The 21,939-nt window shown below is 74.2% G+C and carries 22 protein-coding genes; 13 read left to right on the top strand and 9 right to left on the bottom strand.

Annotated elements, in window-relative coordinates:
- Positions 1 to 34 precede the first annotated feature (34 nt).
- Genes ABD332_RS04625 through ABD332_RS04615 form a run of 3 tightly spaced genes read right to left on the bottom strand, consistent with a single transcriptional unit; the run spans position 35 to position 2,021 of the window.
- Positions 35 to 556 carry a hypothetical protein gene (locus tag ABD332_RS04625; protein WP_344499822.1) on the bottom strand — a complete coding sequence of 174 codons (522 nt, stop codon included), beginning with the start codon at positions 554 to 556 and terminating at the stop codon, positions 35 to 37.
- Complete coding sequence (locus tag ABD332_RS04620; RefSeq protein WP_344499820.1) at positions 553 to 1,314, bottom strand: hypothetical protein; 762 nt, start codon at positions 1,312 to 1,314, stop codon at positions 553 to 555. The genes ABD332_RS04625 and ABD332_RS04620 overlap by 4 nt, the downstream gene beginning before the upstream one ends.
- A complete protein-coding gene (locus tag ABD332_RS04615; protein ID WP_344499818.1) occupies positions 1,311 to 2,021 on the bottom strand; it encodes an ABC transporter ATP-binding protein in 711 nt (236 codons plus the stop codon). Before ABD332_RS04615 ends, ABD332_RS04620 begins: the two co-directional genes overlap by 4 nt.
- 112 nt (positions 2,022 to 2,133) lie before the next feature.
- Between ABD332_RS04615 and ABD332_RS04610 the strand changes: the two genes are divergently transcribed.
- The 6 genes from ABD332_RS04610 to ABD332_RS04585 all read left to right on the top strand — a co-directional run bounded on the left by ABD332_RS04610 (position 2,134) and on the right by ABD332_RS04585 (position 7,806).
- Entirely contained in the window at positions 2,134 to 2,985 is an 852-nt protein-coding gene (locus tag ABD332_RS04610; RefSeq protein WP_344499816.1) for a sensor histidine kinase, read from the top strand.
- 32 nt (positions 2,986 to 3,017) lie between these two features.
- Complete coding sequence (locus ABD332_RS04605; RefSeq protein ID WP_344500720.1) at positions 3,018 to 3,665, top strand: response regulator; 648 nt, start codon at positions 3,018 to 3,020, stop codon at positions 3,663 to 3,665.
- Positions 3,666 to 3,719: 54 nt separating this feature from the next.
- A complete protein-coding gene (locus ABD332_RS04600) occupies positions 3,720 to 4,997 on the top strand; it encodes a sugar efflux transporter (protein WP_344499814.1) in 1,278 nt (425 codons plus the stop codon).
- A gap of 36 nt (positions 4,998 to 5,033) precedes the next feature.
- Complete coding sequence (locus ABD332_RS04595) at positions 5,034 to 5,714, top strand: GOLPH3/VPS74 family protein (RefSeq protein WP_344499812.1); 681 nt, start codon at positions 5,034 to 5,036, stop codon at positions 5,712 to 5,714.
- A gap of 68 nt (positions 5,715 to 5,782) precedes the next feature.
- A complete protein-coding gene (locus ABD332_RS04590; protein ID WP_344499810.1) occupies positions 5,783 to 6,928 on the top strand; it encodes a winged helix DNA-binding domain-containing protein in 1,146 nt (381 codons plus the stop codon).
- A 329-nt stretch (positions 6,929 to 7,257) separates the two neighbouring features.
- Positions 7,258 to 7,806, top strand: coding sequence for a hypothetical protein (locus ABD332_RS04585; protein ID WP_344499808.1), 549 nt, complete (start codon positions 7,258 to 7,260; stop codon positions 7,804 to 7,806).
- Positions 7,807 to 7,912: 106 nt separating this feature from the next.
- Here the strand turns inward: ABD332_RS04585 and ABD332_RS04580 are convergent, their stop codons facing one another.
- Positions 7,913 to 8,989 (bottom strand): tetratricopeptide repeat protein, encoded by a 1,077-nt coding sequence (locus ABD332_RS04580; RefSeq protein ID WP_344499806.1) that lies wholly within the window; start codon positions 8,987 to 8,989, stop codon positions 7,913 to 7,915.
- Positions 8,990 to 9,154: 165 nt separating this feature from the next.
- On the opposite strand from ABD332_RS04580, the gene ABD332_RS04575 reads away from it, so the two are divergent.
- Both ABD332_RS04575 and ABD332_RS04570 read left to right on the top strand, forming a co-directional pair.
- Entirely contained in the window at positions 9,155 to 9,562 is a 408-nt protein-coding gene (locus ABD332_RS04575; RefSeq protein ID WP_344499804.1) for a YciI family protein, read from the top strand.
- On the top strand, positions 9,559 to 10,704 hold the full coding sequence (locus ABD332_RS04570) for an RNA polymerase sigma factor (RefSeq protein WP_344499802.1): 1,146 nt from the start codon (positions 9,559 to 9,561) through the stop codon (positions 10,702 to 10,704). Before ABD332_RS04575 ends, ABD332_RS04570 begins: the two co-directional genes overlap by 4 nt.
- 61 nt (positions 10,705 to 10,765) lie before the next feature.
- On the opposite strand, the gene ABD332_RS04565 is transcribed toward ABD332_RS04570, so the two are convergent.
- From ABD332_RS04565 to ABD332_RS04555, 3 genes are all read right to left on the bottom strand, one after another.
- On the bottom strand, positions 10,766 to 10,888 hold the full coding sequence (locus tag ABD332_RS04565; RefSeq protein ID WP_344499800.1) for a hypothetical protein: 123 nt from the start codon (positions 10,886 to 10,888) through the stop codon (positions 10,766 to 10,768).
- A 47-nt stretch (positions 10,889 to 10,935) separates the two neighbouring features.
- Positions 10,936 to 11,559: a signal peptidase I gene (lepB, locus tag ABD332_RS04560; RefSeq protein WP_425552117.1), complete on the bottom strand. Its 624-nt coding sequence runs from the start codon at positions 11,557 to 11,559 to the stop codon at positions 10,936 to 10,938.
- Between the two features lie 142 nt (positions 11,560 to 11,701).
- On the bottom strand, positions 11,702 to 12,157 hold the full coding sequence (locus tag ABD332_RS04555; protein ID WP_344499798.1) for a tellurite resistance TerB family protein: 456 nt from the start codon (positions 12,155 to 12,157) through the stop codon (positions 11,702 to 11,704).
- Between the two features lie 250 nt (positions 12,158 to 12,407).
- On the opposite strand from ABD332_RS04555, the gene ABD332_RS04550 reads away from it, so the two are divergent.
- Positions 12,408 to 13,607 carry a beta propeller repeat protein gene (locus tag ABD332_RS04550; protein WP_344499796.1) on the top strand — a complete coding sequence of 400 codons (1,200 nt, stop codon included), beginning with the start codon at positions 12,408 to 12,410 and terminating at the stop codon, positions 13,605 to 13,607.
- Between the two features lie 64 nt (positions 13,608 to 13,671).
- Here ABD332_RS04550 and ABD332_RS04545 read toward each other — a convergent pair whose 3' ends face one another.
- Positions 13,672 to 14,067, bottom strand: a complete 396-nt coding sequence (locus ABD332_RS04545; protein WP_344499794.1) for an MmcQ/YjbR family DNA-binding protein — start codon at positions 14,065 to 14,067, stop codon at positions 13,672 to 13,674.
- A 71-nt stretch (positions 14,068 to 14,138) separates the two neighbouring features.
- On the opposite strand from ABD332_RS04545, the gene ABD332_RS04540 reads away from it, so the two are divergent.
- Positions 14,139 to 15,164, top strand: coding sequence for a synaptic vesicle VAT-1 family membrane protein (locus ABD332_RS04540; protein WP_344499792.1), 1,026 nt, complete (start codon positions 14,139 to 14,141; stop codon positions 15,162 to 15,164).
- 1 nt (position 15,165) lies between these two features.
- On the opposite strand, the gene ABD332_RS04535 is transcribed toward ABD332_RS04540, so the two are convergent.
- On the bottom strand, positions 15,166 to 16,422 hold the full coding sequence (locus ABD332_RS04535) for a beta propeller repeat protein (protein WP_344499790.1): 1,257 nt from the start codon (positions 16,420 to 16,422) through the stop codon (positions 15,166 to 15,168).
- 105 nt (positions 16,423 to 16,527) lie between these two features.
- Here ABD332_RS04535 and ABD332_RS04530 point away from each other — a divergent pair, with 105 nt between their 5' ends.
- The 3 genes from ABD332_RS04530 to ABD332_RS04520 are packed head-to-tail and all read left to right on the top strand — an operon-like array spanning position 16,528 to position 21,838.
- Entirely contained in the window at positions 16,528 to 18,387 is a 1,860-nt protein-coding gene (locus tag ABD332_RS04530; RefSeq protein WP_344499788.1) for a hypothetical protein, read from the top strand.
- Positions 18,384 to 21,140 carry an ATP-binding protein gene (locus tag ABD332_RS04525; protein ID WP_344499786.1) on the top strand — a complete coding sequence of 919 codons (2,757 nt, stop codon included), beginning with the start codon at positions 18,384 to 18,386 and terminating at the stop codon, positions 21,138 to 21,140. Before ABD332_RS04530 ends, ABD332_RS04525 begins: the two co-directional genes overlap by 4 nt.
- A complete protein-coding gene (locus ABD332_RS04520) occupies positions 21,137 to 21,838 on the top strand; it encodes a hypothetical protein (RefSeq protein WP_344499784.1) in 702 nt (233 codons plus the stop codon). The genes ABD332_RS04525 and ABD332_RS04520 overlap by 4 nt, the downstream gene beginning before the upstream one ends.
- The last annotated feature ends 101 nt before the right edge of the window (positions 21,839 to 21,939 follow it).

The raw sequence follows: 21,939 nt of genomic DNA, 5'->3' as shown, positions 1-21,939 counted from the left end.
CCGGCAAAGCTCAAGTGATGGCTTAAGTGTTTGGTCATGCGTCCCGGCGGTGGAAGACGTACCCGGCCACGGCGATGGCGACCAGCGTGCTCACTGCGACCGCCGTGGTGTCCGGCACGTAGGTGGTCCGGAGCAGCGGGCCGACGTAGTACACGACGAGCAGCAGCACCACGGCCGCCTCGGTGCGCCGGACGAGGGTGCCGGCGGCCGCGGCGAGCAGGGTGGTGAGCGTCAGGTGCACGGTCGAGTGGAGGGCGACCAGCGCGGCGACCGGCAGCGCCACCACGGCGAGCGCGACGACCTTCGCGGCGTACAGAGGGAGCCGGCGCGGCATGGCGAGGAGGGTCGCGCGGATCTGGTCGCCGCCCTGGTGCTCGGAGGCGGTGGCCAGGACGCCGAGCACCAGGAACCCCGCCTGGACGTAGCGGACGGGCTGCGCCGCGTCCAGGGACGCCAGTAGGAGCGCGACGGCGACCGTCAGCAGCACGGTCAGCCGCAGCGACGGCAGCGTCAGCAGCTTGCGCAGCTCGGCGTGCAGAAGCGTCAGCAGTGTCACGTGTCGCGCCGGTGGAAGAGCGCGGCGCCGACGGCGAGGAGGGCCGCGATCCACGCCGTCATCACCAGGCCGGCGGTGAGCGGGGCGATGCGGACCGGGAAGTCGGGCGTGTGGAGGAACATCTGCGCGCCGACGATGTCTGGCAGGTACGCGGCCGCGTCGGTGACCTTCGTCAGCAGGTACGACACGGAGACGACGGTGCTGTTCACGATGAGGAACGTGAGCGGCACGATCCCGTTGCGCGTGATGAGCGTGATGGCGAACGACAGCAGGGCGATCAGCGTCCAGTACAGGACGGCGGCGGCGACCCGGCCGGGCGCGGGCGCGGACACCCGGTCGCCGTGCAGGGCCTCGGTGAGCGTAAGCGCGGCGGCGGCGGTGACCGCGGCCTGGGTCGCGGCGACGAGGACGAGCGCGGTGGTCTTCGCGGCGAGCAGGCGCAGCCGGCCCGGGACGGCGGCGAGCGTCGCGGTCAGCTGGCGGGCGCGCGGGGCGTCGTGCCCGGTGTTGGTGTATTCGCTGCTGATGATGACCACGCCGAGCACCATCGGGCCGATGAGCCCGACGCCGAGGTCCTGCAGTCCCAGGTCGGACGTGTCGGTGATGGTGCCGTCGTCGATGCCGCGGCGGATGTACGGCGCGTTGAGCAGCACGATGACGGGTGCCAGCAGGGTGCCCAGGACGATGCCGATCCAGGCGGTCGGCAGGCCCAGCAGCTTGCGGACCTCGGCCGCCACCGCCCAGCGGAAGGCGCTCACCACGGCGCACCCGCGGTGGCGGTCAGGGCCAGGAACGCGTCCTCGAGGGTCGCGTGGTCGCCGGTGACCTCGGCGAGGCCGCCCTGCACCAGGATCCGGCCCTGGTGGATGACGACGACGTCGTCGGCGATCTCGGCGAGCTCGCCCATGAGGTGGCTGGAAAGCAGCACGGTGCCGCCCCCCGCGGCCCGGTCCCGCAGGAACTCGCGCATCCACCGGATCCCGGCGGGGTCGAGGCCGTTGACGGGCTCGTCGAGGACCAGCACCGCCGGGTCGCCGAGCAGGGCGGTCGCCAGGCCGAGCCGGCGGCTCATGCCGAGGGAGTAGCGGCCGGCGCGCTTGCGGGCGTCGCCGGCGAGGCCGACGACCTCGAGCACCTCGTCGGCGCGCGACACCGGCAGGCCGTTGCTCACGGCGACCCAGCGCAGGTGCGCGCGGGCGGTCCGGGCGCGGTGCGCGCCGCTGCCGTCCAGCAGCGCGCCGACGACGGTGAGGGGACGGTCGAGCTCGCGGTACGGGCGGCCGCACACGAGCGCGCTGCCGTGCTCCGGGCGGTCCAGCCCGAGCAGGACCCGCAGCGTCGAGGTCTTGCCGGCGCCGTTCTGCCCGAGGAACCCGGTGACGCGTCCGGGGCGCGCCTCGAACGTGACGTCGTGCAGGACCCGCGCCCTGCCCTTGCGCTTGCTGACGCGATCGATCGTGATCATAGGCCGAGTCAACCGGGGCGTCCGGCCGCGGGCATCGGGCCCGGCTCGGATCGTCGCGGCGGCGTGCGACCGTGGGCCGTCAGACCCTGGTCTGAGCACTACAGTCGGCGGCGTGAACGCCCATCCGCGTCCGTCGGGACGCTCCAGCGTCCTGCCGGTGCTCGTCATCGTGGGCATGGTGCTGCTGGCGGTGATGTGCACAGTCGGCGGGGACGGCCCGGGCCGGGTCGTGCTGCCGTGGGCGATGGTCGGTGCCGCGCTCGCCGCCGCGGCGTGGGCGGTGCGCCGCGCCCGCGCGGACCGGGCCGCCTACGAGTCGCGCCTGACCGCGTGGGCCGCGTCGGAGGCGGTGCTCGCCGAGCGGCTGCGGATCGCCGGCGACCTGCACGACATCGTCTCGCACGGCCTGGGACTCATCACGGTCCGCGCCGCGGCGACCCGGCACCTGCCGAAGCCGGCGGAGGTCGAGGCGGCGCTGACCGACATCGAGGACGCGAGCCGGCACGCGACCGCGGAGCTGCGGCGGATGCTGACGGTCCTGCGCGAGCCGTCCGCCGCCGGGCTGCGCGCGCCGCTGGACGGCCTGGACGACCTGCCGGCGATCGTCGACGGCGCGGCGGTCGCCGGCCTGCGCACCCGGCTCACCGTTGACCCGGAGCTCGGCGCGGTGTCGCAGGGCGTGCAGGTGGCGGTGTGCAAGACCGTCCGGGAAGGGCTCAGCAACGCCGCGCGGTACGCGGGCCCCACCGACGTCCGGGTGGCCGTGCACCGTGACGGGCGGTTCGTCGTGGCCGCCGTGACCGACGCCGGGCCGTCCGATCCCGCGTGGCGGGCGACGCCGGGCGCCGGGCACGGCCTCGTGGGCCTGCGGGAGCGGGTGACCAGCCTCGACGGCACCCTGACGGCCGAGCCGGTCGACGGCGGATTCCGGGTCGCCGCGCGGATCCCGGATGACGCGGCATGACGTACATGACGGATATCGCGGACATCAGGGTCATGCTGGTCGACGACCAGCCGCTGCTCCGCCACAGCCTCGCGATGATCATCAACAACGAGGCCGGTCTCCGCGTGGTCGCCGAGGCGGGCGACGGCGCCGACGCCGTCGCGCAGGCCCGCGCGGCCAGGCCCGACGTGATCCTCATGGACGTGCGGATGCCGCACCTCGACGGCCTGCAGGCGACCCGCCGCATCTGCGCCGACCCGTCGCTGGCCGCGGCGCGCGTGCTGGTGCTGAGCATGTTCGAGCTCGACGAGTACGTCTACGAGGCCCTGCACGCGGGCGCCTCCGGCTTCCTGCTCAAGGACGCCCGGCCCGCCGAGCTGATCGAGGCGATCCGCCGCACGCACCGCGGCGAGTCGCTCTTCGCGCCGTCGATCCTGACCCGGCTCGTCGCGCACTACGTGGCCGCGCCCCGTCCGGACCGGCCGACCGCGGCGCTGCGGCGGCTCACCGGCCGCGAGGTCGAGGTGCTCACGCTTATCGGCGGCGGGCTGTCCAACGACGAGATCGCCACCGCGCTGTCGATCTCGGTGAAGACCGTGAAGTCGCACATCACGCACCTCATGGCGAAGCTCGCGGCGCGGGACAGGGCGCAGTTGGTGATCGCCGCCTTCGATGCCGGTCTGGTACGGCCACGCTCCTGAAAGCCCTGTGAAACGGGGTCGCGCGGGGTTTGGCTGTAGCGGTACAGTCCGGCCATGACCTTGGCCGCTCCGCCGCGCCAGCGGCCGCTCAGTCGTGCCCTCCTACCGCTCGGGCTGATGTTCTTCGCCGTCGGCATCTCCGTCGCCGTCGTCTTCCCGTTCCTGTCGCTGTTCCTGAGCACGGCCGTGCACGCGGACCCGGTCCAGGTCACCGTGTTCCTCATCGCGTCACCGCTGACCGGCGTGCTGGTCTCCTCCGCGGTCGGCCGGGTGTCGGACCGGTGGCCGATCCGCCGGAGGATCCTGGTCGGTGCCGCCCTGTTCGGCGTCGTGGGCAGCCTGGTCGCGATGTTCGTCCGCGACTACTGGGTGCTGTTCGCGCTGTGCATGACCGCATACGCGTTCGCGGGCTCGCTGTTCCCGCAGTCCTTCGCGTACGCCCGGCAGATCCTCGAGCGGGACAGTCCCGGCCAGGCGGCGATGGGCATCAGCGCGCTGCGGACCGTGTTCTCCCTCTCGTGGGTCGGTGGCCCGGCGCTCGCCGCGGTGCTGCTGGACGTCGGTGGGTTCCGGCTGGTGTACGGGCTGGCCGCCGCCACGTATGCCCTCGCCGCCCTGATCGCGGTGGTCTGGCTCGAGGAGGTGGAAGCGCCGACCCCTTCGAAGACGGCGGAACCGTCCGCCGACGCGGCGGCGGGACCTTCGGCCGACGCGGCGGCGGGACCTTCGGCCGACGCGGCGGCGGGGCCGGAGGGGCCGCGTTGGGTGCTGTGGTTGACGATCGTGGCGTTCGTGCTGATGCAGGTGCCGATGACGCTCGGTGTGCAGGCGCTGCCGCTGTACATCGAACAGGACCTGCACAGCGACGCGTCCCGGGCCGGTCTGATCCTCGGCCTGTGCGCCGCCCTGGAGATCCCGCTGATGCTCGGCCTCGGCGCGCTCACCACCCGCTTCAAGCTGCAGACGCTGATCCTCATCGGCGGAGCGTGCGGGACCGCCTACTACGCGATCGCCTGGGTCGCGCCCAACCTGTGGGTGCTCGCCGCCGGGCAGGTGGTCAACGCGCTGTTCATCTCGGCCATCTCCGGCGTCGGCATCACGTACGTCCAGAACCTGCTGCCCGGTCAGCCGGGGCGGGCCACCACGTTGTACACCAACACGTTCCCGATCGGGTCGGTCGTCGCCGGCCCGTTGTTCGGCGTGGCCGCGCACTTCGGCTACCGGTCCGCGTTCGGCATGAGCACAGCCCTGATGGGCGCCGGGTTCCTGCTGCTCGTCGTCACCGCCATGTGGGTCCGGCCGTCGCGCTCCGCAACGTACCCGACACGGTAATGCGGGACGAGCGGGCGCGCGCTACCGTTCCGAGCCATGAGTTCCGTTGCACTGGCGGAGGAGCTGCTCCTGCTCGCCTACGATGACGACACCGGGAAGGCCACCGGCTCCCACATCGGCCTCGACCTCGGCATGGCCGCGGGCGTCCTGGTCGACCTGGCGCTCGCCGGGCGGCTGGCGTACGCCGGGGGGATGATCGTCGTCGTCAAGGACGCGCCGACCGGCGAGCCGATCGCCGACGAGGTCCTCGCCCGGGTTGTCGGCGACACGCCGCACACCCCGGCGTCGTGGCTGCAGCGGCTCCGGCACGGCCTGCGCGACCGGGTCCTGGCCGACCTCTGCTCCCGGGGCATCCTCACCGACGTCGACGAGGTCCAGCTCGGCTTCATCCACGTGCACCGCTACCCGATGGCCGACGCGACCGTGGAGACCGAGGTGCGCGCCCGCCTCGGCCGCGCCCTGACCGGCGACGACGTCCCCGACGAGCGGACCGCGGCCCTCGCGGCACTGGTCGCGGCGGCGCGGATGGAGCCGGCGCTCTACCTGTCGGGCGACGAGATCGCGGCGGCGCACCGGCGGCTGGAGGAGATCAGCGACAACGCCGGCTTCACGGGCACGGTCAGCATGGAGGAGTCCTCGATCCGCCCGTCGGTCGCGCTCGTCGTCAGCGTCCTCGTCCAGGCCATCCAGACCGCGCTCGGCACCGCCCGCGCCTGACCCCGCCCGTGACGGCGGGCCGCCCGGCCCGCCGTCCGGCCTTGTGGCAGCATGTCCGGGGGCGTCACGTGTCCGACGACCAGCGCCGGTCCCGGCTCGCGGTCCGGCACGCGCTCGCCCCGGACTTCAGGGTGGCGACCCCCGAGTCCGTCACCGGGGCGATGACCGTCCTGCACGCCACCGAGCCCGCCACGGTCCACCTGTCGTGCCAGGCCCGGACCACGGACCTGCGCCCCGCCGACGTGGACCGCGCCCTGTACCAGGAACGGACCCTGGTCAAACAGCTCGCGATGCGCCGGACACTCTTCGTGTTCCCGCGCGAGCTGCTCCCGGCCGTCTGGCCGAGCGCGTCCGCCCGGGTCGCCGCCGGCGAACGCACCCGCCTGGTCAGGGACCTCGTCGCCACCGGCACCACCACCGACGGCGACGAGTGGCTCGACCGCGCCCGCACCGAGGTCCTCGCCGCGCTCGCCGCCGCACCCGACGGCCTGCAGCCGACCGAGATCCGCCGCGCCGTACCGATGATCGACGTCACGCTCGACATCACCACCGCCGACCCTCGCGTCTCGACCCGCGTCCTGACCTACCTCGGCGCCGCCGGCGACATCGTCCGGGCCGTCAACGCCAGCGGCTGGCACCTGTCCCGCCCGCGCTGGACCCTAATGTCCTCGTGGCTGCCCTCGGCGGAGCACGCCGTGGCGGCGGACGGCTACCGCGAGATCGTGCGGCGCTGGCTCTTCACCTTCGGCCCCGGCACCGAGGACGACCTGGTCTGGTGGCTCGGCGCCACCAAGGGCATCGTCCGTGCCGCCCTCGCCGCCCTCGGCGCCGTGCAGGTCTCGCTCGACGGCGGCGGCACCGGCTGGCTCCTGCCCGACGACCTCGACGACCTCCCCGACCCCGGCCCGTGGGCCGCCCTGCTCCCCGTCCTCGACCCGACCGTCATGGGCTGGCAGCACCGCGACTTCTACCTCGGCCCGCACCGCGCCGGCATCTTCGACCGCCGCGGCAACGCCGGCACCACCGCCTGGTACTCCGGCCGCGTGGTCGGCTGCTGGACCCAGGACCCCGCCGGCGTCGTGCGGCTCCGCCTCCTCGAGGACGTCCCCGCCGAAGCCCGCCGCCTGCTGTCCGCCGAGGCCGACCGCCTGACGCAGTGGTGCGCGGGCTTCCGCGTCCCGACCATCTACAACTCCCCGGCCATGCGCGCCTGACCCGCCGCGCCGGCTCACAGCCTCGCGCTCGTCCACCGGCTGCCGGTAGATGAACTCGAACCCGAATCCGCCGCCGAGATCGTCGTCGTAGCAGATGTGGTCCGGGGCATCCAGCCGCCCGATGGCCAGGCTGTCGGTCTCGCCCGCGTAGAACGGCCCCGGCACGTTGCGCCAGTTCCGATGCTCCCAACGCCCGGTGAAGAGCCGATCGGCGGGCTCGCCGAGGCGCTCCACCACACTCCGCGCGGTGGGCAGCGGGTCCCAGTAGCCGGTCATCGGACCATCCTGCCCGACGCGGCCGCCGCAGCCCCTGCCGGTACTGTGGGTCGATGGGGGAAGCGGTCAACGTCATCGATCTCGACGAGCCCGCGGAGCAGTCTGTGCGGCCGTCGGTGGTCGCGCGGTGGCGACGCAGGGTGCCGGTGAAGGCGGTGGCGCTCGTGGTGCTCGGCGTCCTGATCGGTGCCGTCGCCGGTCAGCGGTGGGAGGCCGCGCGGCAGGAGGAGCGGCGGGCGGCGGAGGTGTCGCTGTTCGTGACGGTTGCCGGGACGGAGTCGGGCCAGGGCGACCGCAGCCGGCTGACCATCGGGGGCACCGTGACCGTGCTCAACGGCGGGCCGAGGCCGGTTCAGGTGGCCGGCGCGGGCGTGGTCGCCGACGTCATGGTCTGGGGCGAGCACCGGATCGAGCCTGGCGCGGCGGGCTGGTTCCGGGTCAGCGCCACCATCACCTGCACCGACGACGCCGCGAGCCGGCCGCTACGGGTCGGGCTGGTGGCGGTGACGGAGGACGGGGTCCGACGCCCGGTGACAACCACGATCCAGCTGAACGGCACCAGCTGGCAGGACCAGGTGAGGCGCGGCTGCCCACGGCGCTGACCACCCGGCCTCACCGGCCGGATTCCCGGCGCCGCCCTTGTGCGGATGCCGGCAAGGTCGAGGCCGTACGTCTTCCACCGCCGGGACGCATGACCAGCGCGCGGCCTTACTCGCCCGCTGCCGCACCCCACACCAGCGGCTCCCGGGCGTGCAGGACGGTGATCGCCTCGTCGACCCTGCCCTGCCGGATCAGCACCTCGGCGAGCAACTCGCCGTGGAGGTGATCGGAGCGGCCGGGCTGCAGCACCGACTCCGCCTCCTCCAGGCGCCCGGCGGCGATCAGCATCCTCGCCAGCGACGATTCCGCGTGCTGGTCGCCGGCCGCGGCGAGGCGGTGCAGCTCGGCGAATGCCTCGTCGGCCCGGCCGCACGCGAAGAGCACATCCAACCGGTGGTACCTGAGGTCGAACCCGACACCGCCAGCCACCAGCTCGTCGAGGCAAGCCAGGGCGTCGCCGGCGCCGCCGCGGCCGATGAGCAGCTCCATCAGCTGCCAGACGGCACCGTGGACGTCACCGGGGTACGGTTCGATCGCCGCCGCGACCGGGAGCAGCGCGTCGATCGCCTCGTCCACCCGGGCGTGCTCGGCAAGCCACCGCGCCAGCCGGCACGCGGCGCCTTGGTCTCCCTCCGCGGCGAGGCGGCGCAGCACGCCGATCGCCTCGTCCGTCCGCTCCGCGGCAAGGAGCATGTCGACCAGGCTCGCGCCGGCGATACGGCGACGCTCGCCGTCGTCGCCCGCGCCGAGCGCCACCAGCTCGGCCTCGCGGCCGTGCCGGGCGAGCAGCTCCGCCAGCCCCGTGACGTCGTTGAAGGAGACGGCCAGGAGGGCTGCGGCCTCGTCCACCCGCCCCTGCCGCTCCAGCACCTGCGACAGCAGCCAGGTTCCGTTGTTCGGCTCGCGCCGCCAGCTCGGAAGGTGCTCGCCCGCGGCGATCACCTCCCGCAGCAGCGCCACGACCTCGTCGTCGCGGCCATGCCCCGCGCTCGCCTCGACCAGCGCCTCCGCCAGCCGCGGGTCGGTCAGCCGCGGCCGCAGGAACGCGAACATCTCGTCCACGCGCCCCGCACCGGCCAGCAGCTGCGCGAGCCGGTGCGCCGCGTTCCGGTCGCCGGTGTCCGCGTGCCGCCGAGCCGTCGCGATGGCTGCCTCCACGTCACCGCCGGCCACGAGCGCATCCACGGACAGCTTGGCCGCTTCTCCCGGGACGCCGTCGGCCGGCAAGGGGCGGCTGGGTGACTTCGGCGGGGCGGGGTACATATTTTCGCCGGGATGCCTGACGGTGTCGAGAACGGGGAGCCGGCTCCGTCCCAGGGGGACAACCGGTCGAGAACGAAGGAGCACACCGTGAAGTACCTGCTGCTGAAGCACTACCGTGGCGGACCGACGCCGGCGGTCGACCACCCGCCGATGGACCAGTGGGCGCCTGAGGACGTCGACGCGCACATCCGGTACATGGGCGAATTCGCGACCAGGTTGGAGAAGGCCGGCGAGTTCGTCGACATGCAGGCGCTGGCTCCGGAGGGCGCGTTCGTGCGGCACGACGGGGAGGGGCGGCCGCCGGTGACCGACGGTCCGTTCGCCGAGACGAAGGACCTCATCGCCGGCTGGTACGTCATCGACGTCGAGTCGTGGGACCGCGCGGTCGAGCTGGCCGGCGAGCTGTCCGCCGCTCCCGGCCCGGGCGGCCGGCCGATCCTCGAGTGGCTGGAGGTCCGGCCGTTCTACACCGAGCTGCCCTCGGTCGGCGAATGAACGAGCCCCTGCTGCGGGAGCTCGTGCCCGCGGTGATCGGTGTCCTCGTCCGGCGCGGAGCGGATTTCGCGTCGGCCGAGGACGCCGTGCAGGAGGCGCTGATCCGGGCCTTGAAGCTGTGGCCGGACGACCCGCCGCGCGACCCGAAGGCCTGGCTCGTCGCCGCGGCGTGGCACAAGTTCGTCGACGCCGCCCGCTCCGAGGCGTCCCGGCGGGACCGGGAGCTGGCCGTGCAGGACGAGCCGCCCGCCGGGGCGGTGCCCGGCGCCGACGACACGCTCCGGCTGTACTTCCTGTGCGCGCACCCGTCGCTGCCGCCCGCCGCGGCCGTCGCCCTCACGCTGCGCGCCGTGGGCGGGCTGACGACGCGGCAGATCGCCCTCGCCTACCTGGTGCCGGAGGCGACGATGGCGCAGCGGATCAGCCGCGCGAAGCGCCGCATCGCGGGGCAGTCCCTCGACCGGCCCGGCGACCTGGGCACGGTGCTGCGGGTGCTGTACCTCGTGTTCAACGAGGGCTACAGCGGCGACGTCGACCTGGCCGCCGAGGCGATCCGGCTCACCCGCCAGCTCTTCGCGCTGACCCGGGAACCTGAGGTCGCCGGGCTGCTCGCGCTGATGCTGCTGCACCACGCGCGGCGCGCCTCCCGTACCGGCGACGACGGCCGGCTGGTGCCGTTGAGCGAACAGGACCGGTCCCGCTGGGACACCGCCCTCATCGCCGAGGGGGTCGAGATCCTGCAGGCGGCGCTGGCCCACGACCGGCTCGGCGAATATCAGGCGCAGGCCGCGATCGCCGCCCTGCACGCCGACGCGCGCACCACGGAGTCGACCGACTGGGTGCAGATCGTCGAGTGGTACGACGAGCTGCTCCCGCTCACCGGCGACAGCCCCGTGGTGCGCCTCAACCGGGCCGTCGCGGTCGGCGAGGCCGACGGCCCGCGGGCCGGCCTGGCGGCGCTGGGCGGCGTCGACCCGGCCGTCCCCCGGTACGCGGCGGTGGCGGCCCATCTGCACGAGCGCGCCGGCGACCTGGCCCGCGCCGCGGACCTCTACGCCGAGGCGTCCCGCGCCGCGACCAGCGTCCCGGAGCGCGACCACCTCACCCGCCAGGCCGCCCGCGCCCGCCACCGCGGCCGTTGAGCCGACCAGCGGTGGAAGCAGGCTGGCCTTCGCATCCGGTCGCGGCTGCAGTACGCGGGCCTCATCCGGTGGCGCGGCTGCCGTACGCGGGGCCGAACACGACGAGCAGGGCCAGGTCCTCGGTCACGTCGACGAACCGGTGCTCCTCCCCCGCCGGCACGAACACGACCGACCCCAGGCCCACGTCCGCCGACCCGCCCGGCGTCGCGCGGGTCGCGATGCGGTGGCAGGTCAGTGCGGGTTGGGCACGCCGGCGAAGGTCGAGGGCACGGAGAGGCTGCGCCATCTGGGGAGGGGCCAGCAGGTGACGAACGCGCGGCCCACGACGCGGTCGACGGGGATGGTGCCGCTGGAGGCGCCGAGGTGGGCGCGGGAGTCGGCGGAGGCGCTGCGGTGGTCGCCGAGCACGAACAGGCGGCCGGCGGGCACCGTGACGTCGAACGGGGTCATGGACGGCTCGTCGCCCGGGTAGAGGTAGTCCTCGTCCAGGGCGGTGCCGTTGATGGTGACCCGGTGCTTGTCGTCGCAGCACTTGACGCGGTCGCCGGCGACGCCGATGACGCGCTTGATGTAGTCCTCGTCGGGGCCGGCGGACCACGCGGGCGGCGGGCGGAAGACGATGATCTCGCCGCGCTCGGGGTCACGGAAGCGGTACAGCACCTTGTTGACGAGCACCTTGTCGTCGATGATCAGCGTCTGCTCCATCGAGCCTGACGGGATGAAGAACGTCTGGACCAGATAGGTGCGCACGACGATCGCCACCAGCGCCGCCACGACAAGCATGACGATGTTCGCCGTCCAGCGCGACCGCCTGCTCTTCACGTTCCCCGTTGCAGGCACGGCCGCAGCGTACATCGTCGATGCCAATGGATCTGCCCGGCACTGGTGGCGGTCGTTGTGGCATTGGCGACCCGGCTACGTTCAGCACCCAGGTCAATACATCAGGTGATGTCGCCGGCGCGGGGCCGGGGCCGCCGCGCCGGGTGTGCGGGGCTTGCTACAGGTCGAACTCCGCCGGTGGGATGCCGACGGCGAAGCAGGCCTCGCGGACCGCCCTCTTCTCGTTGTCGTCGAAGTTGCCGTCGGCGCCGCCGATGATGATGCCGATCTGGATGACGGCGCGGGCGTGGTCGGGCTTCGACTTGAGCTTCGCGATCGTGGCGATCGCCTCGACCTTGCCGAACTCGAAGTCGCGGACCAGCCGGTCGGCATAGAAGGCGAACTTCTGCCGCAGCTCGTCGGGCGGGAAGACCGCCAGGATGTCGTTGCTGGTGATGACTCCCTCGGTGCGCTGGCGCTCCGACGGGTCGATGCTGCCGTCGGCGGCGGCGATGAGCGCGCACATCGCCATGCTCGCGTTGGCGAACTCCTTGCTCTTGAACTGGCCGGCCCGCGTCTTGAGCTGCCCGCTCATCTCCTGCGTCCGGCTCTTGAGCTGGTCGAAGAATCCCATGCTGCCATCCCCCATCGTTCGAAGCCCCCGCCGGGAAGCCTACCCGCGCCGCCTGACAGAAAGCTGCGAGCGCGCTGCCCGCGACCGGCGGCCTGAGCAGGCGTTACCCCGTACCGGCGACGCTGCCGCAACATGAGCGGCACCGCGGACAATTCGGGAAACTCCGCAACATTTCACCCACGTGTGAGGTTGACCGTTGAGGTCAGCGTGCCGGTCATCTCGTCGCCTGATCGCCGGTACCGTCGAGGATGTGCGGTGGCGGCTCGTGGGGGCGGGCGCGGCGACGCTGGCGGTCCTCGCCGGCGCCGCGGTCACGATCGCGGCCCGGCACAGACCGGACGGCGGACCGGACGGCGCACCGGACCGCCGAGACGTGCTGTGGCGGCGCATCCCCGATGCCTTCGCGGCGCCGCCGGGTGCCACCGTGAGCGCGGTCCTGCTGTACCCGTCGGCGGACGGCTGCTTCTCGGCCACCGGCACCGTCGACGCCGGGATCCGCCGGCACGTCGGGATCTGGGTCGCCGCCGGGGCGTGCGACACCGTCCGGCTCGAGTGGCCCGTGGAGGTGCCGCCGACGAACCCTCAGATCACCCAGCGCGAAACGGTCGTGGACGCGACCGACCTGGACGGCAACGGCACCTGGCTGACGGTCGCCGCCGCCACCGCCGGTGACCGTGCGTGGGCCGACACGACCCTCGGCGGCCCGTCCGGCGGGGTGTCGGGCCGGCTCCGCGAACCCCCCGACGACCGGGGCGACGTGCCGGTGGCCGTCGGTGCCATTTACAGTCAGTACGCGGTCGTCGGACGGCACGGCGACGAGCCGACGGTGTACCTGTCGCCCAGCGGGAGCCACTGGTGGGACCGCCCGCTGCCCCTGCCCGGCACCGGCCCGGCGGAGCCGCTCGGCGTCGCGGGCGCGCCGGACGTGTTCCGCCCCGAACGCTCCGCCTTCGACATCGGCCCGGGTGTCGTGGTCGGCCGCGCGGGCGGCACCGCCGTCATCTGGTCCAGCGCCGACGGCGGCTTCACCTGGCAGGTCCGGGCGCACCCGGAGGCGGCCGAGCTGACCGGTGTCGCCCACGACGGCTCGGCGTTCGTCGCCACCGGCACCGGCCCGGGCGGCGACGTCGTGGTCCTCACCTCCGCCGACGGCGTCACCTGGCAACGGGATCTCCGCGCGGTGCCGGCCGGCGCAAGGCCGTTCCGTTCGGTGTACGCGCTGCGCCCACCCGCCCGGCCGGTGTTCGATCTCGGCGGCCCGCCGGCGCCACCGCCGTCCGTCTATGCCGTCAGCGCGGACGGCGAGTGCGCCACGGTGTGGCGGCGTGACCCGGACGCCTGGGTGGCGGAGCCGCTCGGCTGCCACGGCGTGCCAGCCTCCCTCGCCCAGCTCGCCGACGGCCGCGTCGCCGCCATCGGCGGCACCACGCTCTGGCTGCGTAAGCCGTAAACCGGGAGGGCGCGGGACAGCGGCACCACGCTCTGGCTGCGCAAGCCGTAGACAGCAACCGTGATCAGGCGTCGTGGTCCAGGAGAGCGACGCGGCGTCGGCCGGCGGTCCGCCGGTAGCTCGCGTCCAGCAGCTCGGCGATCTCGTCCCAGTCGGTGTCGTCGTCCAGGTCCACGCCGATCCAGCCGGACGGGCCGAGGTAGGCCGGGACGTAGCTGCGGGCGTCCTCCAGCAGCGCCTCGCGTTCGGCCGGGTCGACCAGCACGAGCACCGAGCGCTCGTGCTGCCGGTAGGTGCCGTCGACCTTGACCGAGCCGCCGTAGTAGGCGAACACCTTCGTCGTGTAGAACGCCGGGTGCCCGTGGGAGATCTTCTCCGCGGCGTCGGGCAGGGCGAGCGCGAGCTCCCGCACCCGGCCCAGGATCGGGTCGGCGTCGTCGAACATGATGGGATGGCCCATTGAGCGACGATAACCGAGGCCAGCTGCGGGCCCGGCGACGGGTGTGACCCAGGACACATTAGAGTCGGTGCATGCGAGCGGTTTGGATCACCAGGGCCGGCGGCCCCGAGGTGCTCGAGGTGCGCACCACGCCCAACCCGTCGCCCGCCGCGGGCGAGATCCGTATCCGGGTGCACGCGGCCGGGCTGAACTTCGCCGAGGTGATGGCCAGGCAGGGCCTCTACCCCGACGCGCCGCGCCTGCCGTGCGTCGTCGGCTACGAGGTGGCGGGCGTGGTCGACGCGCACGGCCCGGGCGTCGACGGCCCGGCGATCGGCAGCCGGGTGCTGGCGCTCGTGCGCTTCGGCGGGCACGCCGAGCTGGTGTGCGCCCCCGTCGCGCAGGTCGTCGAGCTGCCCGACGCGCTGGGGTTCGAGGAGGCCGCCGCCATCCCAGTCAACTACCTCACCGCGTACCACATGCTCTTCCGCGTGGCGAACCTCCGCGCCGGCCACCGGATCCTCGTGCACATGGCGGCCGGCGGCGTGGGCCTCGCCGTGCTGCAGCTGTGCCGCACCGTGCCGGACGTGGTGACGTTCGGGACCGCGTCGGCCGGCAAGCACGAGGTGCTGCGCGAGTTCGGCTGCACGCATCCGATCGACTACCGCACCGAGGACTACGCCGCCCGGGTCCGTGCCCTCACCGGCGGGGACGGTGTCGACATCGTCCTCGACCCGCTCGGCGGTCGCGACTGGAAGCGCGGGATGCGGCTGCTGCGACCGGTCGGGCAGCTCATCGCGTACGGCTTCGCGAACGCTGCCTCCGGTGAGCGGCGCAGCATCCTTCGGCTCGCCCGGCAGGCGGTGGGCGTGCCGCTGCTGAGCCCGCTCGGCCTGATGAACCAGAACCGCACGGTCAGCGGCGTGAACCTCGGCCACCTGTGGGGCCGCCCCGACCTGCTCCGCGAGGAGCTGTCGGCGCTCATGGACCTGTGGCACGCCGGCGTGGTGAAGCCGCGCATCGACGGCGTGTATCCCTTCGACCGCGCCGCCGACGCGCACCGCCGCCTCGGCGAGCGCCACAACATCGGCAAGGTGCTGCTGGTGCCCTCCGGCTGACCTACGTCGCCGCCCGCACCCACAGGTCCCGGTTGCCGGCGATGACGACCCGCCCGTCGCGCAGCGTCGCGACCGCCTGCGGCGGGGCGTCACCGCAGCCCAACTCCCCGCGCTGCCACGCCCCGGCGCCGTCGCCGAGCCAGACGACGCCGCAGTAGTCGTTGCGCTCGTCCACCTTGTGCTGCCGGGAGTCGTCGATGACGCCGACGACCACCACGGTCCCGTCCCCGCCCGCGGTGACGTCCGCGACCCGCCCGGCCCCCATGCCCTCCACCGTGCCCCGCGTCCACGTCAGCCCGTCGGCGCTGGTCAGCACGTACGTGGAGTCCTGCTGCCCGCCGCCCTCGATCCCGCCGAACGCCAGCCACCGGTCGGCGGCCTTCACCAGCCGGGTCAGCATGAGACCCGCCGGCAGTCCCTCCACTGTGGACACCTGCCAGGTCCGGCCGCCGTCGGTCGACCGCCACGCCCCTGGCTGGTCCCATCCGTAGCCGATCGCGACCACGGTGTCGCCGTCCGCCTCGAGCACCGCGAGCAGCTGCCGCTCCGCCCGGCTCTGCCGTGGTGCCGCCGGCAGGTCGACCCGCCGCAGCGTCACGCCCCCGTCGTCGGAGACAAGGACCGCCGGTGGCTGCTCCTTCTTCGCGGTCAGGTCGGCGTTGACGATAATCCTGCCGCTCGCCGTCCTGACCATCCCCCTGACCAGGCTCCGCGACCCCTGCCCCTCGAACCCGGTGGTCGACAGGTCCAGCCTGGCCAGCTGCTGGGGTTCGCCGCCGCGGTACCGGTAGAGCCCGGAACTTCCGGCGGCGAGGACGCTCCCCTCCGCCTCGACGACGAACCCGTCCCCGCCGATCCCGCCACCGGCCCACCCGCCGCCCTTCCCGGGCGGCCGGTCCCCGCCGGCGTCGCTCCCGCCCGGCGCGGGGTCGATCGCCAGCCGGTCGCACGTCTCGTTCCCCGTCCAGTTCGCCCCGACCGCCCGGAACCCGTTCTGATACGTGCCGATCCCGAGCACGCACCCCCCGACCGGCAGCAGCCGCTGCAACCCCTGCCCTTGCGGGATCCAGTCGGACACCGCCGGCCACTCGACCGCCCCGCCGTGCCTGACGAACCCGAGCTCGGTCGCCGGCACCTTCCCGAGTCCCTTCCGCCCCTCGGTGTCGGCGCTCCACCCGCCGTCGCCGACCTGCTGCCCGCACCCGCCGGAACCCAGCATCATCGCGACCACGACGACAGCACGAACCGCTCGGTACATCCCCGGATCCTCCCAGACCCCCGCGAATCCCATCGCCCGTGCGAGCGGCCGGAGATAGGGAATTTTCCTCTTCTGGGGGTCGGGCGGCGGCCGGAGACTCGCGGCATGGGTGACGAGGCGGTGCCGTGGGCGGCGGAGCTGGGTGAGCGGCTCTTCGTGACGCCGGGGCGATGGGGGTGGCGGAGCGTCGACGTCGTGGCGGGCGAGCGGCACGACGGGCTCGTGCCGTCGGAGCGGCCGGAGTGGGTGGAGCCGCCGCGGCCGGACACCAGCGAGCTGCGACGGGCGGTGTCGGTCGCGTTCTGGGCGCTGATGGGGCAGGTCCTGGCCGTGGTCGGCGGGCTGGTCGCGGCCGGCGTCCTGCTGCCGCGGGTGCGGCAGTGGCTGGCCGAGCAAGGGTTCGAGGGGGACGCCTACCCGGCCGTGCGGCTGTTCGCGGGGATCGGCCTGCTCGTGCTGGCGTTCAAGGTGCTGCCCCGGGTGGGCGCGTACTACGTGGCGCTGCGCAACCAGCGGGAGTTCGAGGCGCCGTTCCGCCGGGCGAGGAGGCTGGAGCGGCAGCGGTACGAGACGGCCGCCGCCGAGTGGAACGACGCGATCCGCCGGCGGGACGAGCGGGTGCACGCGCGCAGGGACGGGCCGGAGTGGATCCCCGTGCTGCCGGAGGTGCCGCCGGCCCGTACGGACGTGATCGGCGGCGACCCGCGCCGGCACGGCTGGGCGAGCCTGCTCGTCACGCTCGGCACGTCGGTGCTGGCCGGCGGGGAGCGGATCGCGCTGATGGACCTCACGGGGCGGGACGTCGGCGGCGGGCTCGAAGCGGTCGCGCGGGCCCGGGGGCGGGCCACGCACCGGGTCGACCTGCCCGGGGCGGGCGTCGACCTGTTCGCCGGCGTCGGCGAGGAGGCGCTGCTCGACGTCGTGACGTACACCCTGACCGGGCGCGACGAGACCGGCGACCTGCGGCACGAGCGGGCCCTCACCAGGGACCTGCTCCGGCAGGTCCTGCGCACCCTCGACGGGCCGGTCACCCTCGCGCGGCTGGCCGCCGGGGTGCAGGTGCTGCGCAGGGCCACGGCCGCTCCGGTACTGACCCCCGCCGAGCTGCGGCAGCTGGCCGAGCGCGTCGGCGAGGTCGGCGACGACGACTGGTCGGTCCGGCAGCTGCGGTTCGTCGCCGGGCAGCTGGCCGTGCTCAGCGACGGCGAGACCGTCCGGGTGGGCAGCCGGCCGCTGTGGGCGGACGCGGCGCTGTCGGTGGTGGCGACGGCAGGCGGCCGGGACGACCGCAAGGACCTCGTCGACCGGATGCTCGCCCACCTCGCGCAGGCCGCGATGCACCGCGGCCGGAGGTTCGCGGACGTGTTCGTCGTGGCGGGCGCGGACCGGCTCGGCGCGGCGACCCTGGAGATGCTGTCGGACAACGCCCGCGCCGCCGGGATCAGGCTGATCCTGATGATCGACCAGCCGCAGGGCGACATCGAGCGGACCGTCGGCACCGGCGGCGCGGTCTGCGTCATGAAGCTGTTCAACCACCGTGACGCCGAGGTGGCCGCCGCGTTCATCGGCCGCGAGCACCGGTTCGTGGTCAGCCAGGTGACCCGGGAGGTGGGCCGGGCGTTCACCGACGGCGGCGGCGACACGTTCACCGGCGCGACCGACCGCGCCTCCAACGCCCTGCCCGGCGCCGTCCGCGAACGCGGCGCCACCACCGGCCTCGCGGAGTCGCGCGGGCACACGTGGTCCGGGGTGCGCAGCTGGTCCTCGACGCAGCAGGTGAGCTCCGCCTCGGTGTCGTCGCGGGTGTACGAGTTCCTGGTCGACCCGCAGCAGCTGATGAGCCTGCCGGAGACCTCGTTCGTCCTCGTCGACAACACGGCGCGCGGCCGCCGGGTCGAGCTGGCCGACGGCAACCCCGGCATCTGCCTGCTGGACCGGGTGGCGCTGCGGGGCGAGGACGGGTGACCGGGGACGCGCTGCGAGGGTTCCGGTTCCACCGCCTGCTGGAGGTCCCCGGACCGGCCGGCGACGAGGAGCTCCGGGCCGCGGTCGACGGCTCCCACGCCGCACTCGCGGGCCACCCGGACGCCGCGGTCATGGCGGTCTGGACGCGCCCACCGGCGGACCGCCGGCTGCGGCTCCTGCTGGCCGGCCGCCCGCTGTTCCCGCCCGCGGTGGACGGCGGGGTGCTGTTCCCGCCCGGCGCCGTCGCCGAGCCGTTCGACGCGGGCGCGGCCACCGCGCTGCTGGACGCGTTCCCGCACTGGGTGGTGTGCGAGGGCCGGTTCGACCCGCTGTGGGGCGGCGAGGAGGGGCGCGGCGCGTTCGACAGCTTCGTCGGCCACCTGAGCGAACCGTTCGCGTTCCTCGTCGTCGCCGGGCCGCTGACCGCCGCCGCCGTCGAGCCCGAGCTGGACGGCCTCGTCACCGACATCGTGGTCCTCGACCGGCCGCAGCTGAGCGAGGCCGGCCGCCGCACCCTGGAGCGCAAGCAGGCCAGGCACCGCGAGCTGACCCGCGCCCAGCTCGGCGGCGCCTGGCGGGTCAAGGTGCTCGTCGCCGGGGCCGTCCCGCGGCAGACGGCCGTCACCGCCGCGATGCTGTGCGCGGCCGCGCAGCTCGACGGCCTGCCCTACCGGCTGATCCCCGGCGACCAGGCGCGGCCGCTGCGGGACGCGCTGGCCGCCGGCGGCTGGTTCACCGCCGGTGCGCCGCTGCTCACCGCGCTGCTCCGACCGCCCCGGCGGGAGCTTCCGGGACTGCGTCTGGTCACCCCGCACACGTTCGACGTGACCCCGGAGCAGCCGCCCGGTGAGAGCGTGCGGCTCGGCGCCGTCCTGGACCGCGCGAGGCACCCGTGCGACGAGCTGTGGCTGCCGTTCGGCGCGCTCAACCGGCACACGCTCGTCTGCGGCACGACCGGCGCCGGCAAGTCGCACACCGTGCGGCACCTGCTCCGGCAGGCGACCCGGCGGGGGCTGCCGTGGCTGGTCCTGGAGCCGGCGAAGGCGGAGTACGCCCGGCTCGGCGGCGCCGTCGTCATCCGCCCTAACGACCCCGACGCGCCGCCGGCCGGTCTCAACCCGCTCGAACCGGCGCCCGGCTTCCCGCTGCAGACCCACGTGGAGCTGCTGCGGGCACTGTTCCTGGCGGCGTTCGCGGCGCACGAGCCGTTCCCGCAGGTGCTCGCCGCCGCCCTGCACCGCTGCTACGAGGAGCTCGGCTGGGACCTGACCCTCGGCGCGCCCGCGCACCCCGGGCAGCGACCGCGCTACCCCACCCTCGGCGACCTGCAGCGCGTCGCCGAGGCCGTGGTCCGCGACGTCGGCTACGGGCGGGAGATCTCCGACAACGTGCGCGGGTTCATCGCCGTCCGCCTGGCCAGCCTCCGCCTCGGCAGCGTCGGCAGGTTCTTCGACGGCGGCCACCCGATCGACGTCGGACGGCTCCTGTCCCACGACGTCGTGCTGGAGCTGGAGGACGTCGGCGACGACACCGACAAGGCGTTCCTGATGGGCGCGGTCGTCATGCGGCTCGTCGAGCACCTGCGGGTCGCGCCGGCCGCCCGCGGCCTGCGGCACCTGACGGTGGTGGAGGAGGCGCACCGGCTGCTGCGCCGCCCCGGCGCGGACACGCCCGGGCCGGCCGCGCACGCGGTCGAGCTGTTCGCGGCGCTGCTGGCCGAGGTCCGCGCGTACGGCGAAGGCATCGTCGTGGTCGAGCAGATCCCCGGCAAGCTCGTCCCCGACGTCGTCAAGAACACGGCGGTCAAGGTCGTGCACCGGCTCGCCGCCGCCGACGACCGGGACCTCGTCGGCGCCGCCATGAACCTCGACGAGGAGCAGTCGCGGCACCTGCTGACCCTCGCGCCCGGCGAGGCGGCGGTGTTCCCCGACGGCGCAGACCACGCGCTCCTGGTGCGGGTGCCCGGCGGTACCGACGCTGAAGACGCGAACAGGTCGGCCGCCGGCATCGGTGCCGTCATCGGCCGGCGCAGCGCCACGTGCGGCGCCGCCTGCCTGCGGTCGGCGTGCACGCTGCGGCACATGCGGACCGCGCAGCAGCTGCTCGCCGCCGAGCCGTGGCTGGCGCTGTGGGCGGAGCTGGCGGTCCTGGCGCACCTCGCCGGCCACCCGACGCCGGCGCCGCGGCCCGACCTCCTCGAGGCCCTCGCGGGCCGGGCGGCCGGCGCGCGGGTCCTGGACTGCGCGATCTCCCACGCCGTCGACGACGCGGTCGCCGTCCGGTCGTCCGTGCTGCAGCCGTCGGTGAGCCCGGACGCCCTCGCCACCCACGTGTGCGCGGCCCTGCGGGCGCCGGGAGGGCACCGGTGCGGGGACGACGCCCTGACGTTCCTCGCGCGGCCGTACCGGTGGGAGCGGGTGCGGCACGCGCTCACCCTGAGCGGGCCGGACGGACCGGACCCGCGGACGGCACGGTGGCAGCGCGAGCTCCACCGGATCATCCCCGGCACGACCCGAGCCGAGCAGCTGGCGGCGGTGACCGGCTGGCTCGCCGAGGAGCACCGCGACCGGCCACGGCGCGACCTGGTGACGTTCGGCGCCCGGCGACCGTCCACTGTGGAGCTGACGGTCGGCGGTGTACCGGACGCCGGGGACTGGCCCGAGCGGGTCGGCACCGCCCTGACCCAGTTCGACGGCTGCACCTGGCCCACCATCCACCTGCTGAACCCGGCCCAGCGAAGGAGCACCCCGTGAGCGACACCGGTTCCACGTCCAACGACTCCGTGTCCAGCTCGATGTCCACCTCGATGTCCACCTCGATGTCATCGTCGAGCGGCGCCGACTCGCGCGGCGACCAGCACAGCGACGCACCGGCCCAGACCACGGCGAGCACCGCCGCCGACCACGACCATGACTTCCACTACTACGTGACCAGCCCCCGCGAGCCGTCCGGCGACGACACCACCGCCGACGCCGCCGCCACGGGCTCCCCGATCGGTGACGGCGGCCAGACCGGCGTCACGCACCCGGCCGACGGTGAGAAGCCGGCCGGGTACTCCACGGGGGTGCAGGACCACGGCGCGGTCGCGAGCGTGCCCACCCAGCACGACAAGGACGTCGCGACCTGGATGGAGCAGGAGGCCCAGATCGCCAAGGCCCTCGCCCAGCAGGCCGAGCTCGAGAAGATGCCCGCCATCGGCGCCACCCACGCGGACACCCTCAAGACACTGGACGACGCCGCCCACTCCGCGGCCGCGGCGTATGTGGGCAACGTCGCCAGGAATCTCGGCGCCGACGAGTACGACGTCCAGCACTACTCCAAGGGCAGCGCGGGCGTGAGTGACCTCGCGAGCAGCGTCGCCATGACCAAGGGCAGCGGCGGGGCGTCGCTGCCCGGTCAGGAGTCTCCTCAGCAGACGGTCGACAAGGCTCAGTCCGCCACGGGTCGCTGACCGGCGCTCCAGTCGGCGGCGGTGTCGCGGACGTACGACTCGTAGGTGCGGGGCGGGAGGTGCACGGCGGCGGCCTCCAGCCCGGCGTCGTGGGCGCTCAG

This window comes from Dactylosporangium maewongense (genome assembly GCF_039531485.1).
Classification (GTDB): domain Bacteria; phylum Actinomycetota; class Actinomycetes; order Mycobacteriales; family Micromonosporaceae; genus Dactylosporangium; species Dactylosporangium maewongense.
The sequence above is the reverse complement of the archived record's forward strand: the minus strand, read 5'-3'. Positions and strand labels throughout refer to the sequence as shown.

Coding starts and splice junctions, on each gene's coding strand:
- ABD332_RS04615 (WP_344499818.1), bottom strand. CDS start 2,021: ATGATCACGATCGATCGCGTCAGCAAGCGCAAGGGCAGGGCGCGGGTC.
- ABD332_RS04605 (WP_344500720.1), top strand. CDS start 3,018: ATGCTGGTCGACGACCAGCCGCTGCTCCGCCACAGCCTCGCGATGATC.
- ABD332_RS04600 (WP_344499814.1), top strand. CDS start 3,720: ATGACCTTGGCCGCTCCGCCGCGCCAGCGGCCGCTCAGTCGTGCCCTC.
- ABD332_RS04595 (WP_344499812.1), top strand. CDS start 5,034: ATGAGTTCCGTTGCACTGGCGGAGGAGCTGCTCCTGCTCGCCTACGAT.
- ABD332_RS04585 (WP_344499808.1), top strand. CDS start 7,258: ATGGGGGAAGCGGTCAACGTCATCGATCTCGACGAGCCCGCGGAGCAG.
- ABD332_RS04570 (WP_344499802.1), top strand. CDS start 9,559: ATGAACGAGCCCCTGCTGCGGGAGCTCGTGCCCGCGGTGATCGGTGTC.
- lepB (WP_425552117.1), bottom strand. CDS start 11,559: ATGTACGCTGCGGCCGTGCCTGCAACGGGGAACGTGAAGAGCAGGCGG.
- ABD332_RS04555 (WP_344499798.1), bottom strand. CDS start 12,157: ATGGGATTCTTCGACCAGCTCAAGAGCCGGACGCAGGAGATGAGCGGG.
- ABD332_RS04545 (WP_344499794.1), bottom strand. CDS start 14,067: ATGGGCCATCCCATCATGTTCGACGACGCCGACCCGATCCTGGGCCGG.
- ABD332_RS04540 (WP_344499792.1), top strand. CDS start 14,139: ATGCGAGCGGTTTGGATCACCAGGGCCGGCGGCCCCGAGGTGCTCGAG.
- ABD332_RS04535 (WP_344499790.1), bottom strand. CDS start 16,422: ATGTACCGAGCGGTTCGTGCTGTCGTCGTGGTCGCGATGATGCTGGGT.
- ABD332_RS04530 (WP_344499788.1), top strand. CDS start 16,528: ATGGGTGACGAGGCGGTGCCGTGGGCGGCGGAGCTGGGTGAGCGGCTC.